Source organism: Pseudomonas sp. c313 (genome assembly GCF_055407145.1).
Genome location: NZ_JBUZRD010000003.1, coordinates 138,607 through 153,506, shown reverse-complemented (window position 1 = coordinate 153,506; position 14,900 = coordinate 138,607). Strand labels below are relative to the sequence as shown.

The following is a 14,900-nucleotide window of genomic DNA, read 5'->3' as shown; positions in this document are numbered from 1 at the left end:
CTAAACCCGAGCCCGGCTCTCACATTGCTCAGCAATGTTTTCTGGAGCGCATTAAAAAGGCCCGCATCGCTGCAGGCCTTTTGGTGTTTCGCTCACACGCCCTAAGGCTTATGCGCCCGCGACAGGAACTCGTGGGATTGCATTTCCAGCAAGCGGCTCAACGTCCGCTGGAATTCGAAGTTCAAGCGACCACCGGTGTAGAGGTCCTTGAGTTCGACTTCGGCCGAGATGATCAGCTTGACGTTACGGTCGTAGAATTCGTCGACCATGTTGATAAAGCGTCGGGCAATGTCGTCGGTGGTGACGCTCATTTGCTCGACGCCGCTCAAGATCACGGCGTGGAAGATCTTGCCCAACTCGATGTAGTCGTTTTGGCTACGGGGGCCGTCGCACAGTTCGCGGAAGTCGAACCAGGCCACATCTTCGCATGTGCGCAGGGCACGAATTTCGCGATTTTCAATCATCAGTACGTCGTTCTCGACCGCCAGGGTGCATTCCGGCGTCAGGGCACGGAAGCTTTTGCGCAGGCTTTCCTGGGCGGTATCGTCAAGCGGAGAATGGAACAACTCCGCTTGTTCGAGGTGGCGCAAACGATAGTCAACGCCACTGTCGACGTTGACGATGTCGGTGTTCTGCTTGATCAGCGCAATGGCCGGCAAGAAGCGCGCACGCTGCAGACCGTCCTTGTACAGGCCGTCAGGCACGATGTTCGAAGTGGCAACCAGGGTCACGCCGTTCTTGAACAGCTCTTCCATCAGCGTGCCGAGGATCATGGCGTCGGTGATATCAGAAACGAAAAACTCATCAAAACAGATCACCCGCGCCTCGTCGGAGAAGCGTTTGGCGATGATAGTCAGCGGGTTTTTCTCGCCCGGCAGGGTCCTCATCTCTTCGTGCACGCGCTTCATGAAGCGGTGGAAGTGAGTCCGAACCTTTTCCTTGAAGGGCAGCGCTTCGAAGAAAGTATCCACCAGGTAGGTCTTGCCACGCCCTACGCCGCCCCAGAAGTACAGGCCCTTGACCGGCGTGTGGTCTTTCTTGCCAAACAGCTTGCTGAACATCCCCGGCTTGTTCTGCGAGGCCTGGACCAGATCGTCGTACAAGCGCTGCAAATGACGCACCGCCGTTTCCTGGGAGGCATCATGGAAGAATTCGGGGCGTTTCAGATCAGCTTGATATCGTTCTAGAGGCGTCATAATTCGTTAGCAAGGCAACAAAAACGGGCCGTCACTGTAACGACGGCCCCGGAGAATGGCAATCAACCCTTGGTCGGGTCAATCCTCGATAGGGGTCAACGCGATGCGCAAGGCTTCGATGGCGGCATCCCGCGACGCGGTATCGGGGAAGGCCGGACTGTCAGCCACGCAGGCATCTTCGAGCCACACGCTGAAGCTGGTGGCTTCGCTGCGCACGTCCAACGCCTCACCCGACTGCAGTTGCTTGGTCACCGCACCCGCAGCCTTGCCATCGGCAAAGTTGCGCGACAGCAACAGTTGCTCGCCATCGGCCGCCAGCAGACGGAAGCGAAAGCTACCGTCTTCGCGAAAACTGACGAAGCGTGCAGCTTTCACGGTTTTCTTCTTGGTGGTGGCGGCAACCGCCGTCTGGGCGACAAACGAACGCAGGCCTACAGCTTCACGCAGCTCACTGAGGAATGGCGCGGCCACGGCGCGGGCTTTCTTGGCGCCGATCAGCAGCAGGTCTTCCATGTCAGCAGGGCGGGACATCAACAGGTGGTAGCGCTCACGGGCTTCGCCCAACTGGCCGTCCAATAGCTGGAACAGACGGCTCTTCGCCTCGCCCCAGCCCAGGCCGTTGACCAACTCGTCACGGAACTCGCTTTCCTGGGCCTTGGTGGCAAACGCCTGATACAAGGTAAACAGGTGCGAATTGTCCGGGTCCTTGGCTTCGCCCGGAGCACGGGAGTCTGTGACAATCCGCGAGATGGCGTCCTTCATGTCCTTGGCGCTGGTGAACAACGGGATGGTGTTGTCGTAGCTTTTCGACATTTTTCGGCCATCCAGGCCCGGTAAGGTGGCGACGCTTTCTTCGATCAGCGCCTCCGGCATGGTGAAGAACTCCTTGCCATTGCCAAACAGGTGGTTGAAGCGCTGGCCAATATCACGGGCCATTTCCACGTGCTGGATCTGGTCACGACCCACCGGCACCTTGTGGGCGTTGAACATCAGGATGTCCGCAGCCATCAGCACCGGGTAGCTATACAAACCCATGGTGATCCCCGCATCCGGGTCTTCACCGTTTTCCAGGTTCTTGTCCACTGAGGCCTTGTAGGCGTGGGCGCGGTTGAGCAGGCCCTTGGCCGCGACGCAGGTCAGCAGCCAGGTCAGCTCGGGAATTTCCGGGATGTCGGACTGACGGTAGAAAGTCACCCGATTTACATCCAGGCCACCCGCCAGCCAGGTCGCGGCGATTTCCATACGCGAGCGTTGGATACGCTGCGGGTCATCGCATTTGATCAGGGCGTGGTAGTCGGCCAGGAAGTAGAAGGAGTCGGCGTTGGCGTCCTGGCTGGCAAGGATCGCCGGGCGGATGGCGCCGGCGTAGTTGCCCAGGTGTGGCGTGCCGGTGGTGGTAATGCCGGTGAGGATACGGGTACGAGTCGTCATGGGTAATCGCTTATCAGACTGCTATCAATTCGAAAGGCGCGGCAGGACCAGATCCTTGAGATCGGTCAGCTTGCCATGAAAAAAGTGTCCGCATTCTGCCACTTTCAGCAGCTCATGGGGGCGATTCAAGGCTGCTGACCAGTCGTAGACGGCCTGTGGGTCGACCACTTCGTCGGTTTCCGGCTGGATCAGGGTCAATGGGCAGTTCTGTGGCAACACGTCCTGATCGCGCAGGCGCATGACCGCTGCCGCCACCATGAACAAGTGCGCAAGTTTTTCGCCCTTGGCTTCCAGGCGGCCACCGAGACTTGCTGCAACAAATCCGCCAAAGGAAAACCCCAGCAGGGTGATGGGCAGGTCGGGATGCTTTTCACGCAGCCAGGCGGCGGCCGCTTCGGCATCGTCCACTTCACCAGTGGCCATGTCGTGAGTCCCGGCGCTGGCGCCGACACCGCGGTAATTGAAGCGCAAGGAGATCAACCCGGCATCGCGGGCGGTGCGTTGCAGGGTCGAAACCACTTTATTGAGCATGGTGCCGCCCTGCACCGGGTTAGGGTGGCAGATCAGCGCCAGGCCACGTGGCTCGGGGTGATCCAGATACAAGGCTTCCAATTGGCCTACCGGACCATCGATCAAAACGGGGGTTTCACGCATCAGCAAGGAAGGAACTCCGTGACCTCTCAAAGGGTCGACTCGTCTAGCTAAAAGTCTGTGCATGGCATCATTGCGAGCTTAATCGCGGTATACAGCGCAGGTCCGAGCCGTTAACGTAAAGCAAAGCCGTTTATAGAGGAAGGACTCGTGGAACACTCGCTCTTAGTTTGGTTGTTGCCGACTCTTGCCCTGGTTGCCGGTGTCGCCATTGGATTCCTGGTTGCTCGCCTGCTGCCCAATGCGGCGCCTAACCGCACGCAGCGGCAGTTGGATGACATTCAGGAACGTTTTGACAGTTATCAGAATGAGGTGGTTACCCACTTCAATAGCACCGCGACCCTGGTAAAAAAGCTCACTCAGAGCTATCAGGAAGTGCAAGATCACCTCGCCGAGGGCGCCAACCGCCTGGCCCTGGACGACATCACTCGTCAGCGTCTGCTGGCCGCACTGCATCCCGATGCGGCGCAAGCACCACGGGAACGCCTGACCCCTCCACGGGAAAATCAGGAACCACCTCGGGACTACGCGCCAAAAACGCCGAATGCCCCAGGCATGCTGGATGAGCATTACGGCTTGAAGAAGTAAGTCCGCTTTCAAGCAACACTGAAAAGCCCGACTGATCGATGATCAGCCGGGCTTTTTGTTGGGCGTCTCAGACCGCCTGTTCTTGCAGCTGCCCGCCTTCGATCCGCACATGCCGCCCATGGAAGCGCTTGAGGCTGCTGCGGTGACCGACACTGACGATGCTCAACCCCGGTAACTGGTCGATCAACTCCTGATACAGCGTCGCCTCATCTTCCTCGTCCATCGCCGAAGTGGCCTCGTCCATGTACAGCCATTGCGGCTCAAACAACAACGCCCGAGCAAACGCCAAACGCTGCTGCTCACCCGGCGAAAGCATGCGCTGCCAATGATTGGCCTCCTCCAGGCGAGGAATCAAATGCCCCAGGCGGCAGGTTTCCAGGACCTGTGTATAACGTTCAGCAGGATAGGCACCATCAGGCTGTGGATAACTCAACACCTCGCGCAAGGTGCCAATCGGCAGATACGGCTTTTGCGGCAGGAACAGGTAGCGTTCGGCCGGCAGGCGAATATTGCCATGGCCGTTTGGCCACAGGTTGCCCATGGCCCGAAGCAAGGTACTTTTACCGCCGCCAGAACGACCGCTGAGCATCAGTCGATCGCCTGCCGTGACCGTCAGGTTGGCACCATCAAGCAGATGACGGCCGTCCGCCAGATCCAGGCTCAGATTATTCATCTGCAAATCGCCGCCCTGGCGCTGTAACTCGATACCCATCACGCGCTCTTCGTTATCGTCCATGGCCTGGCCGAAACTGAGCAGACGATCACACGTGGCACGCCAACTGGCCAGCACGGTGTACGCGTCGACAAACCAGCTCAGGCTGCCCTGCACACTGCCAAACGCCTGGGCGACTTGCATCAGCACGCCCAACTCGATTTTGCCGGCGAAGTAACGCGGCGCTGCCACCACGAAGGGAAAGATAATGGCGATCTGCGAATAACCGCTGGTGAAAAAATTCAGGCGTTTCTTGAGCTGCATGATGCTCCAGAAGTTGCTCCAGACCCGCCCGAAACGCGCGCTCAGTTGCTGGTGCTCATTGGGCTCGCCATTGAACAGGGCAATGCTTTCGGCGTTCTCGCGCACACGTACCAAACTGAAACGCAGGTCAGCCTCAAAGCGCTGTTGCCGGTTGCTCAAGCCGATCAGCCGTCGACCGATCAGGTGGGTCAACCAACTGCCCACCACCGCGTACACCAATGCCGCCCAAAACATGTAGCCGGGAATGGTGATACCCCACACCTCGATGCTGCCGGACACGCCCCACAAAATCACCGAAAACGACACCAGGCTCACTAGGTTGCTGATAAAACCCAGCCCCAGGCTCAGGGTGCTGCTGGTAAAGGCGTTGAGGTCTTCGGAGATACGCTGGTCGGGGTTATCGGTGTAACCGCCGTATTCCAGGTGATAGTAATTCTTCTGGTTCAACCATTTGGCGAAATAGGTTTCGGTAAGCCAGCGCCGCCAGCGGATGGTGAGCATTTGCTGCAGATAGGACGTAAATACACCGGTGACGATTGCCACTACAGCGATCACGCTGAAGTACATCAGCAGATGGGTGAAGGCGTCGTAGTCTTTCTTTTCCAGGGCGTTGTAGAAGTCGCGGTTCCAACTGTTGAACCACACTGAGACGGCCACGCTGAACAGCGATAACCCCAACACCACCAGCAACAAGAGCCAGGCCTTGCCCTTCTCCTCACTGCGCCAGTAAGGGGTGATCAGTCGCCATACCCGCCGCAAGAATTGCCCACGCACCGCATCGTTGACCGCAGAATACTCAGCGTTCTGATTCATCGTTCAGGCTCGACTGGAGAGAGGACAGGCGTTGAACCGATCATAGAGGATCGGCCCAGGACTCCGTGCTGCCTGAAGCGAGTTGTTCAGCCGCCGTTCAGCGTCGTACCGGACGCTTTTGCAGTTTGCGTTGCAGGGTGCGCCGATGCATGCCCAAGGCGCGGGCCGTGGCGGAGATATTGCCTTCGTGCTCGGTCAGTACCCGCTGGATGTGTTCCCACTGCAAGCGGTCCACCGACATCGGATTTTCCGGCACCAACGTGTCGAGGTCGGCGTGCTCGGAAAGCAAGGCGGCCAGCACGTCGTCAGCATCCGCCGGCTTGCACAGGTAATTGCAGGCGCCGCGCTTGATGGCCTCCACGGCGGTGGCGATGCTGGAATACCCGGTGAGTATCAGCACGCGCATTTCCGGGTCCAGTTCCAGCAGCTTGGGCAACAGCACCAAGCCGGAGTCACCGTCCATTTTCAGGTCCAGGGCGGCATAGTCCGGCAGGTCCGCCGCGGCGATGGCCAGGCCTTCTTCGGCCGACCCCGCGGTGCTGACGCGAAAACCGCGCCGGCTCATGGCGCGGGCCATCACGCGGGTAAAGGTAGCGTCATCATCTACCAGCAACAGATGCGGCAGTTCTTCGCCTTCGACTTGAATCTCGTCACTCATTGGTGTCTCCTCGTGCGACACGGGGCAGGCGCAGCTCGGTGAGCGTGCCACCTTCCTCATGACTGTAGAGTTTCACTGAGCCGCCAGCGCGGGTCACGCTGGCCTTGCTCAAAAACAGGCCCAGGCCGAAACCTTTGCCCTTAGTGGTAAAGAATGGCTTGCCAATCTGCTCGGCAATGGCCAGCGGCACACCGGCGCCGTGATCGCGAATGCTGACGGTGAGGTTTTCATAATCCCAGTCCAACTGCACTTCCAGCCCTTCCGGGCAGGCGTCGGCGGCATTGTTCAGCAAGTTCAATAACGCTTGGGTCAGGTCTGGCGGTGGCGCCATGCGTGGCACCGTGCCCTGCCCCAGCAAGTGGAAGCGATAACTGGCTTCGGGACGCATCAAGTGCCAGCGGTTCAGCGCTTCGTCCAACCACTGGGTGACGTCTTGCATCTCCACCGCCAGGCGACGGTTGGCTTCGGCAGCGCGCACCAACTGCTGCAAGGTTTGCTTGCACAGTTTGACCTGGTCCTGCAGCACGCTCAGATCATCCTGCAACGCCGGGTCGTGATGATCCTGGCGCATCTCCTTGATCAACACACTCATGGTGGCCAACGGCGTGCCCAACTCATGGGCCGCGCCGGCCGCCTGGGTGGCGACGGCCAGCAACTGCTGGTCGCGCAGGCCTTCCTCGCGGCGAATAGCCCGCAGTTCTTCCTGACGGCGCAACTCTTCGGCCATGCGCGCGGCGAAGAACGTAATCACCGCCGCCGCCAAGGCAAAGCTCAGCCACATGCCGTAGACCTGCAGGTTTTCCCGGGCGATGGGGAACGTCTGCAACGGGTAGAACCGCGCCAGCAGCAAGGTGTAAAGCGTCAACGCAATGCCAGACAGGACTACCGAATAACGCCACGGCAAGGTCACCGCGGCGATGGTCAGCGGCACCAGGTAATAAGAGACAAAGGGGTTGGTGGAACCGCCGGAGAAATACAGCAGCACGCTGTGGATAAACAGATCACACGCCAGTTGCAGGGCGTATTCCAGCTCGGTCACCGGCCACGTGGTGCGCAGGCGAATAGCGGTAAAGACGCACAGCACCGTGGAGACACCCAGGGTCACTGCCAGTTGCAGCCAAGGCAGCACCAGTAAGTCGAACCAATAGGCGAGCCCCACCGAACCGGCCTGTGCGGCCAGCACCAGGGTGCGGATAAACGTCAGGCGCCAGAGGTTCTGGCGAGTGGCGGAAGTTAGTTGTACGGGGGCGAGCATGAGCTCTCCTGATGAGCGCTCCAGGCGGATCGGATCGAGTATAAACGAAGCGACAGTACAGTCAGCGAGCGTGTGGCCCTTTGACGCAGGTCATCTTTAACGAACGAGCTGGGTGAGTTGACCGTTCGTCGACGCCCCTGAAAGTTGTAGAGAATGTGTAACCCGCTGAACCCGAACAGACCGTCTACAGTCTTACCGAATAAGATCACCCCCAAGGAGCTTCCATGTCACGTTTCACTCGCAGTGCCGCCGTTATTACCCTCAGCGCCAGCACCCTTGCCAGCCTACCCGTACTGGCCGCCGATGAGCTGCATTACAACCAGATTTCCCTGCGTGCCGAAGTCAGCCAGGAAGTGGCCCGTGACCAGATGATCGTCACGCTCTACACCGAGTCGCAGAACACCGACCCGGGCAAGTTGGCCGCCGAAATCACCACCACCATGAACAAGGCGCTGGCCCAGGCGCGCGAAGTCAAAGGCGTCACCCTGCGTCAGGGCAGCCGCAACAGCTACCCAATCTACGACAACAAGAACCAGAAGATCACCGGCTGGCGTGAACGCGCCGAACTGCGCATGGAAAGTTCGGACTTTGCTGCCTTGTCGAAGCTAACCGGCGAGATGCTGACCAACCTGAAAATGGACAGCATGGACTTCGCCATCGCCAACCCGACCCGCAAGGCCAGCGAAGACGCCCTTCTGAAAGAAGCCGTTGCCGCGTTCAAGGCCCGTGCCCAACTGGCCACCGACGCACTGGGTGGCAAGGGCTACAAAATCGTCAACCTGAACTTCAACACCAATGGTTATCCACAACCGTATGCGCGTGGCGGCATGATGATGAAAGCAGCGGCCATGGATTCAGCGCCTACACCTGAAGTCGAGGCCGGCACCAGCCAGGTCAGCATGAGCGCGGATGGTGTGATCGAAGTCTCGATGCCTTGACCCCTACCTGATGAACCTGAACGGCGGTGACCTCGGTGACCGCCGTTTTCGTTTGGGCAGTTTGTACCTGCCACGTCAGGGGGCCCCATGGAAAGAATCGCCTTTAAACCGCGGCTCCTCGCTGCCGGCCTGCTGGCGTTTATGCCAATGGCCCAAGCCGCAACCACCCTGGTGTACTGCTCCGAAGCCAGCCCCGCCGGCTTCGACCCCAGCCAATACACCAGCGGCGCCGATTTCGATGCCTCCGCCAAAACCGTGTTCAACCGGCTCACCCAGTTCAAGGTGAGCCAGGCACTGGACATGGCCATCGATAAACCAGCGATTATCAAGGCCGTCTACCATAGCGCCGGACAATTGGCGCAGAACGCCCTGCCGCCTGCCCAGTGGTCTTATGACCCGTCTATCAAGGACGCGCCTACGACCCAGCCAAGGCTCGCGCGCTACTAAAAGAAGCAGGGGTTGCACCTGGCACCACCATCAACTTGTGGGCGATGACCGTACAGAGAGCCTCCAACCCGAATGCGCGGATGTCGGCACAGATGATTCAACAGGATTGGGCCAAGGTCGGGATCACCGCCAATATCGTCAGCTATGAATGGGGCGAGTACATCAAACGGGCGAAAAACGGCGAGCACGACGTGATGATCTACGGTTGGACCGGCGACAACGGTGACCCGGATAACTGGCTCGGTGTGCTCTACAGTTGTGCTGCGGTCAAGGGCAGCAACTACGCAAAATGGTGTAACCCGCAGTACGACAAACTCGTGCAAAAGGCCAAGGTCAGCAGTGACCGTGACGAACGCATAAAGTGGTATCAACAAGCGTAGAAAATACTTAAAGAACAAGTACCTATAACGCCTATAGCAAACTCGACGGTTTTCCAGCTCCTTCGAAAGGAAGTCCTGGATTTCAAGATCAGTCCGTTTGGCCTGACGCCTTTCTACGGCGTGGGTTTAAATAAGTAACAGCCACGCTCCAATCGGGTGCGCCAGACGCCTAGATTGGGCCTGTTTGGTGCGCCTAACGCACCGAAAAAACCCCTCCAATATGCCGAAATGTGTCAAGACTTACATTAATGCGACATTCCTGTACGTTCGTACCACTGTTTAGCGCTTGTAGCCTCTCTGCATCTTGCATTGGGTATGGGCCCTGCATAAGTATCCGCAGGTCGACTCACGAGGTCGCCCTCACTACCAAAAATGACAACAAATCATGAGGCCAACATGCTTAAACACGCAGTCATTCCGTTTTTAGTCAGCGCCGGTTTAATGGCCGCTGCACCTTTCGCCCAGGCGGCGACTAACCTGGTGTTCTGCTCCGAAGGGAGCCCGGCCGGTTTTGATCCAGGCCAGTACACCACCGGAACAGACTTCGATGCCTCGGCCGAAACCATGTTCAACCGCCTGACCCAGTTTGAGCGCGGCGGCACCGCCGTTGTTCCTGGTCTGGCCACCACTTGGGACGTTTCCCCGGATGGTCTGACTTATACCTTCCACCTTCGCGAAGGCGTCAAGTTCCATACCACCCCGTACTTCAAGCCAACTCGTGAATTCACGGCTGACGACGTACTGTTCACGTTCAACCGGATGATCAACAAAGATGATCCGTTCCGTAAAGCCTACCCCACCGAGTTCCCGTACTTCACGGACATGGGGATGGACACCAACATCAAGAACATCGAGAAAGTCGATGACCACACCGTCAAGTTCACCCTTGGCACCGTGGACGCGGCTTTCATCCAGAATCTGGCCATGAGCTTCGCCTCCGTACAGTCAGCAGAATACGCCGCCCAACTGTTGAAGGAAGGCAAGGCCCAGGACATCAACCAGAAGCCAGTCGGCACTGGTCCGTTCGTGTTCAAGAGCTACCAGAAAGACTCCAACATCCGTTACACCGGCAACAAGGACTACTGGAAGCCTGAAGACGTCAAGATCGACAACCTGATCTTCGCCATCACCACCGACCCATCGGTGCGTATCCAGAAGCTCAAGAAAAACGAATGCCAGGTCACCCTTTTCCCGCGTCCGGCCGACCTCAAGGCTCTGGGCGAAGACAAGTCCTTGAAACTGCCGCACCAGGCCGGTTTCAACCTGGGCTACATCGCCTACAACGTCATGCCGGTGCTCAAGGGCCAGACTGACCAGAACCCACTGGCCAACCTGAAAGTCCGTCAGGCCATGGACATGTCGGTCAACAAGCAGCAAATCATCGACTCCGTGTACCAGGGCGCAGGCCAACTGGCGGTCAACGCCATGCCGCCAACCCAATGGTCCTATGACGACACCATCAAGGACGCCAAGTACGACCCTGAGAAAGCCAAGGCGCTGCTCAAGGAAGCCGGCGTCAAGGAAGGCACCGCCATTACCTTGTGGGCCATGCCGGTCCAGCGTCCGTACAACCCGAACGCCAAGCTGATGGCTGAAATGCTACAGAGCGACTGGGCCAAGATCGGCCTGAAGGTCAACATCGTCAGCTACGAATGGGGCGAGTACATCAAGCGTTCCAAAGGCGGTGAGAACCAGGCCATGATCATTGGCTGGAGCGGCGACAATGGTGACCCGGACAACTGGCTGAACGTGCTGTTCGGCTGCGATTCCCTGTCCGGCAACAACTTCTCCAAATGGTGCGACAAGAAATTTGACGGCATCGTCAAGGAAGCCAAGTCCACTTCCGACGTCGCCAAGCGCACCGAACTGTACAAGCAGGCGCAGCACATCCTCAAAGATGCAGTCCCGATGACACCTATCGCGCACTCGACGGTGTATCAACCCATGCGCACCACCGTGCAGGATTTCAAGATCAGCCCATTTGGCTTGAATTCCTTCTACGGGGTGAGCATCAGCAAGTAAGGAGCTCTGACGGCGACGTTGCATAACGTCGCCGTTATTGCATCCGCCAAGACCGCTGGAATGGAACTACAAACGCACTCACCGCCGTCCTACGGCATCGAACTGCGAATGTACCGTCCCATCCCTACAAGGTCTGTCAGGTTTGCCGCATTTACTGCTCAACTGCCGACCCATAACGTCGCGCAAGGGCAGAGGCGTACGACCTGTAGGGCAGCTGCTGAACGGGGATCAGTGTTGCTTCCATGTCCTGACGGGCACGGCAATTGCTCACTGACGACAACAATAAACAAGGATTAGGGACCGTCATGCGCCATACAACCGTTCTATCCGCAATATTGGGTACCAGCCTGCTGGCCATCGCCTCGATGGGCCAGGCCGCCGACAAGAAGAGCCTGGTGTTTTGCTCCGAAGGCAGCCCGGCCGGGTTTGATACCGCGCAATACACCACCGCCACTGACAACGATGCCGCCGAACCGCTTTACAACCGCTTGGCCGAATTCGAGAAAGGCGCCACCAACGTAGTACCGGGGCTGGCAACCAAGTGGGACATTTCACCGGACGGCCTGACCTACACCTTCCATCTGCGTGAAGGGGTGAAATTCCACAGCAACAAGGACTTCAAGCCGACGCGTGACTTCAACGCCGACGACGTGCTGTTCACCTTCAATCGCATGCTTGACCCCGAATACCCGTTCCGCAAGGCCTACCCCACCGAGTTTCCGTACTTCAACGGGATGAGCCTGAACAAAAACATCGCCAAGGTCGAGAAAACCGACCCGCTGACCGTGGTCATGACCCTGAACACGGTAGATGCTGCGTTTATCCAGAACATCGCCATGAGTTTCGCCTCGATCCTGTCGGCCGAATACGCCGACCATTTGCTCAAGATCGGCAAGCCCAGCGAGATCAACCAGAAGCCGATCGGCACCGGGCCGTTCGTGTTCCAGCGCTATCAAAAAGACTCGCAGATCCGCTACACCGGCAACAAACAGTACTGGGACCCGAGCCGGGTCAAGCTCGACCAACTGATTTTCGCCATCAACACCGATGCGTCGGTGCGGGTGCAAAAACTCAAGGCCAACGAATGCCAGATCACTCTGCATCCGCGACCAGCCGACGTAGACGCCCTCAAGGCCGACCCGAAACTGCAACTGCTGACCAAGCCTGGTTTCAACCTCGGCTACATCGCCTATAACGTGCAGCACAAGCCCTTCGACCAACTCGAAGTACGCCAGGCCATGGACATGGCGGTGAACAAGCAGAGCATTCTCAATGCGGTGTACCAGGGCGCAGGCCAACTGGCCGTCAATGCCATGCCGCCGACCCAATGGTCCTACGACGACACCATCAAGGACGCCGCCTACAACCCGGAAAAAGCCAAGGAGTTGCTCAAGGCCGCCGGCGTCAAGGAAGGCACCGAGATCACCCTGTGGGCGATGCCAGTGCAACGGCCGTACAACCCCAACGCCAAGCTGATGGCAGAAATGCTGCAGAGTGACTGGGCGAAGATCGGCCTCAAGGTCAAGATCGTCAGCTATGAATGGGGCGAGTACATCAAGCGCACCAAGAATGGCGAACACGATGTCAGCCTGATTGGCTGGACCGGCGACAACGGTGACCCGGACAACTGGCTGGGCACCCTCTACAGCTGTGACGCCATCGGCGGGAACAACTACTCCATGTGGTGTGACCCGGCGTACGACAAGCTGATCAAGCAAGCCAAGGTCGTTACCGACCGCGAACAAAGGACTGTTCTGTACAAACAGGCGCAGCAACTGCTTAAAGCACAGGTGCCGATCACGCCAGTCGCCCACTCGACGGTCAACCAGCCGTTAAGCGCCAAAGTCGAAGGTTTCAAGGTGAGCCCCTTCGGCCGCAACGTGTTCTCGGGCGTCAGCATTACCCCATAAGAAACTAACCGGATTGCGGAGAGCGAAAGTGGCTCTCCAGCAAACGTGCAGCCTGAATTCGGGATTTCCCCTTAGGCAAACGTTTGCAAGGCTTGAACGAGTTCCACACCCAATAGCCGGTTCACCTAAAAAGACCGGCATCAAAAAAAAGAGAACCAAAGGAGCTTCACCCATGAAACTGAGCAGCACCGCGCTACTGGCCCTGGCCATCAGCAGCATCACGGCCACGGCCTACGCTGAACCTGTAAGCCAGGACTTCGTTCCAACCACACTGGCCGGCACTAGCGCCCAAAGCGAGGCCAAAGGCTTTGTCGAAGACTTCAGCCTGGGCGGCACCACGCGCAACTGGTACTCCAACGAGCACAAATACCGTGGGGGCACCTTCGAATACCAGAAGCATGGCCAAACCCTGACCGACCGTAACCGTACTAACTGGGTACAGGGCACCATCATCAACGCCAGCTCGGGCTTCACCCAGGGCACTGTAGGCGTCAAAACCGAATTGGCCGTCTACAACGCGCTGGTCTTGGACCGCAGCAAGCGTGACATCAAGGGCGGTTCCAACCGAACCCTGGCCGACTCCAACGGTGATGCCGTAGACCAGTGGAGCAAACTGGGCCTGGCCAACGTGCAATTCCGTGTCTCGAACACCACCTTGACCGCCGGTCGCCAGAACTTCAGCAGCGGCATCGTCGACACCATCGGCAACCGTGCGCTGCCTTCGAGCTTCGAAGGTGTGAGCTTCAACAGCGAAGAGTTCAGCAACCTGTCGTTCCAGGGCGGCGTGTTTGACCGCGTATCGCCACGTACCGAACAGAGCCTGTCGAAATTCCGTACCGAATACGGCAATGGCGCAGAAACCGACAAGGTCTACACCTTGGGTGCCAACTACCAGCCGCTGAAAAGCCTGAAAACCAGCTTCTTCGCCGCCAACGTGAAGGACTTCTGGAACCAGTACTACTTCGGCGCAACCCACGAGTTGGGGGATGCTCAGCAACTGGCGCTGACCACCGGTTTCAACTACTACAAAACCGTCGATGAAGGCAAAAAAGAGATGGGGGAAATCGACAACGATACCTTCTCCCTGTCCCTGGGCCTGGCTCACCAGGCTCACAGCCTGACCTTCTCCTACCAGCAAGTGAACGGTAACGAGTACTTCGACTACCTGCACGAAACCAACGGCATCTACCTGGCCAACTCCCTGACGTCCGACTTCAACGGTCCGAACGAGAAATCCTTCCAGATTGCCTACGGTATCAACATGGCCGAATACGGCGTGCCAGGCCTGAAATTCAACGCCTACTCGGCACGCGGCTGGGACATCGACGGCACCCACTACACCGGCAACGGTGGCCGGGCCAAATTCGCCTACGACGGTATCCAGAAGCAAGACGGCGAGAAACACCAGGAATACGGTGTAGGCGCCTCTTACGCCATTCAGAGCGGCGCGCTCAAGGCCACTACTGTGCGTGCGACCTACGTTGAGCACCGCGGCAGCGAGTTCCAATCCGACGGCAGCATCAAAGAGTTCCGTCTGGTCACCACCATCCCGTTCAACATTCTCTAATTAGCACCAGGTCGACGGCGGGCTCACGAAGAGCCTGCCGTTTACGCTTGTCTGGTCCCATCGATTGC

General features: G+C 58.2%; 11 protein-coding genes and 1 pseudogene. 6 read left to right on the top strand and 6 right to left on the bottom strand.

What is annotated here, in order from left to right; genetic code table 11:
- Positions 1 to 101: 101 nt before the first annotated feature.
- From zapE to ACZRKZ_RS10155, 3 genes are all read right to left on the bottom strand, one after another.
- On the bottom strand, positions 102 to 1,196 hold the full coding sequence (gene zapE, locus ACZRKZ_RS10165; protein WP_463967211.1) for a cell division protein ZapE: 1,095 nt from the start codon (positions 1,194 to 1,196) through the stop codon (positions 102 to 104).
- Positions 1,197 to 1,274: 78 nt separating this feature from the next.
- Positions 1,275 to 2,627: a tryptophan--tRNA ligase gene (locus ACZRKZ_RS10160; RefSeq protein ID WP_463967212.1), complete on the bottom strand. Its 1,353-nt coding sequence runs from the start codon at positions 2,625 to 2,627 to the stop codon at positions 1,275 to 1,277.
- Positions 2,628 to 2,651: 24 nt separating this feature from the next.
- On the bottom strand, positions 2,652 to 3,281 hold the full coding sequence (locus tag ACZRKZ_RS10155) for an alpha/beta hydrolase (RefSeq protein ID WP_463981822.1): 630 nt from the start codon (positions 3,279 to 3,281) through the stop codon (positions 2,652 to 2,654).
- Between the two features lie 147 nt (positions 3,282 to 3,428).
- Here ACZRKZ_RS10155 and ACZRKZ_RS10150 point away from each other — a divergent pair, with 147 nt between their 5' ends.
- Positions 3,429 to 3,866 (top strand): Z-ring associated ZapG family protein, encoded by a 438-nt coding sequence (locus ACZRKZ_RS10150; RefSeq protein WP_463981536.1) that lies wholly within the window; start codon positions 3,429 to 3,431, stop codon positions 3,864 to 3,866.
- A gap of 67 nt (positions 3,867 to 3,933) precedes the next feature.
- Here ACZRKZ_RS10150 and ACZRKZ_RS10145 read toward each other — a convergent pair whose 3' ends face one another.
- From ACZRKZ_RS10145 to ACZRKZ_RS10135, 3 genes are all read right to left on the bottom strand, one after another.
- Entirely contained in the window at positions 3,934 to 5,655 is a 1,722-nt protein-coding gene (locus ACZRKZ_RS10145) for an ABC transporter ATP-binding protein/permease (protein WP_463981535.1), read from the bottom strand.
- Between the two features lie 97 nt (positions 5,656 to 5,752).
- On the bottom strand, positions 5,753 to 6,313 hold the full coding sequence (locus ACZRKZ_RS10140; protein WP_133099920.1) for a response regulator transcription factor: 561 nt from the start codon (positions 6,311 to 6,313) through the stop codon (positions 5,753 to 5,755).
- Complete coding sequence (locus ACZRKZ_RS10135) at positions 6,306 to 7,568, bottom strand: ATP-binding protein (RefSeq protein WP_463981534.1); 1,263 nt, start codon at positions 7,566 to 7,568, stop codon at positions 6,306 to 6,308. The genes ACZRKZ_RS10140 and ACZRKZ_RS10135 overlap by 8 nt, the downstream gene beginning before the upstream one ends.
- A gap of 224 nt (positions 7,569 to 7,792) precedes the next feature.
- On the opposite strand from ACZRKZ_RS10135, the gene ACZRKZ_RS10130 reads away from it, so the two are divergent.
- From ACZRKZ_RS10130 to ACZRKZ_RS10110, 5 genes and pseudogenes are all read left to right on the top strand, one after another.
- Complete coding sequence (locus ACZRKZ_RS10130) at positions 7,793 to 8,506, top strand: SIMPL domain-containing protein (RefSeq protein ID WP_463967216.1); 714 nt, start codon at positions 7,793 to 7,795, stop codon at positions 8,504 to 8,506.
- A 267-nt stretch (positions 8,507 to 8,773) separates the two neighbouring features.
- A pseudogene (locus ACZRKZ_RS10125) lies at positions 8,774 to 9,471 on the top strand (ABC transporter substrate-binding protein); the annotation flags it as partial.
- 258 nt (positions 9,472 to 9,729) lie between these two features.
- The gene (locus ACZRKZ_RS10120; RefSeq protein WP_463967217.1) at positions 9,730 to 11,355 is read left to right on the top strand and encodes an ABC transporter substrate-binding protein; all 1,626 of its coding nucleotides are present in this window, start codon (positions 9,730 to 9,732) and stop codon (positions 11,353 to 11,355) included.
- 305 nt (positions 11,356 to 11,660) lie between these two features.
- Entirely contained in the window at positions 11,661 to 13,265 is a 1,605-nt protein-coding gene (locus ACZRKZ_RS10115; protein ID WP_149410847.1) for an ABC transporter substrate-binding protein, read from the top strand.
- 172 nt (positions 13,266 to 13,437) lie between these two features.
- On the top strand, positions 13,438 to 14,832 hold the full coding sequence (locus tag ACZRKZ_RS10110; RefSeq protein WP_463981533.1) for an OprD family outer membrane porin: 1,395 nt from the start codon (positions 13,438 to 13,440) through the stop codon (positions 14,830 to 14,832).
- Positions 14,833 to 14,900 lie beyond the last annotated feature (68 nt).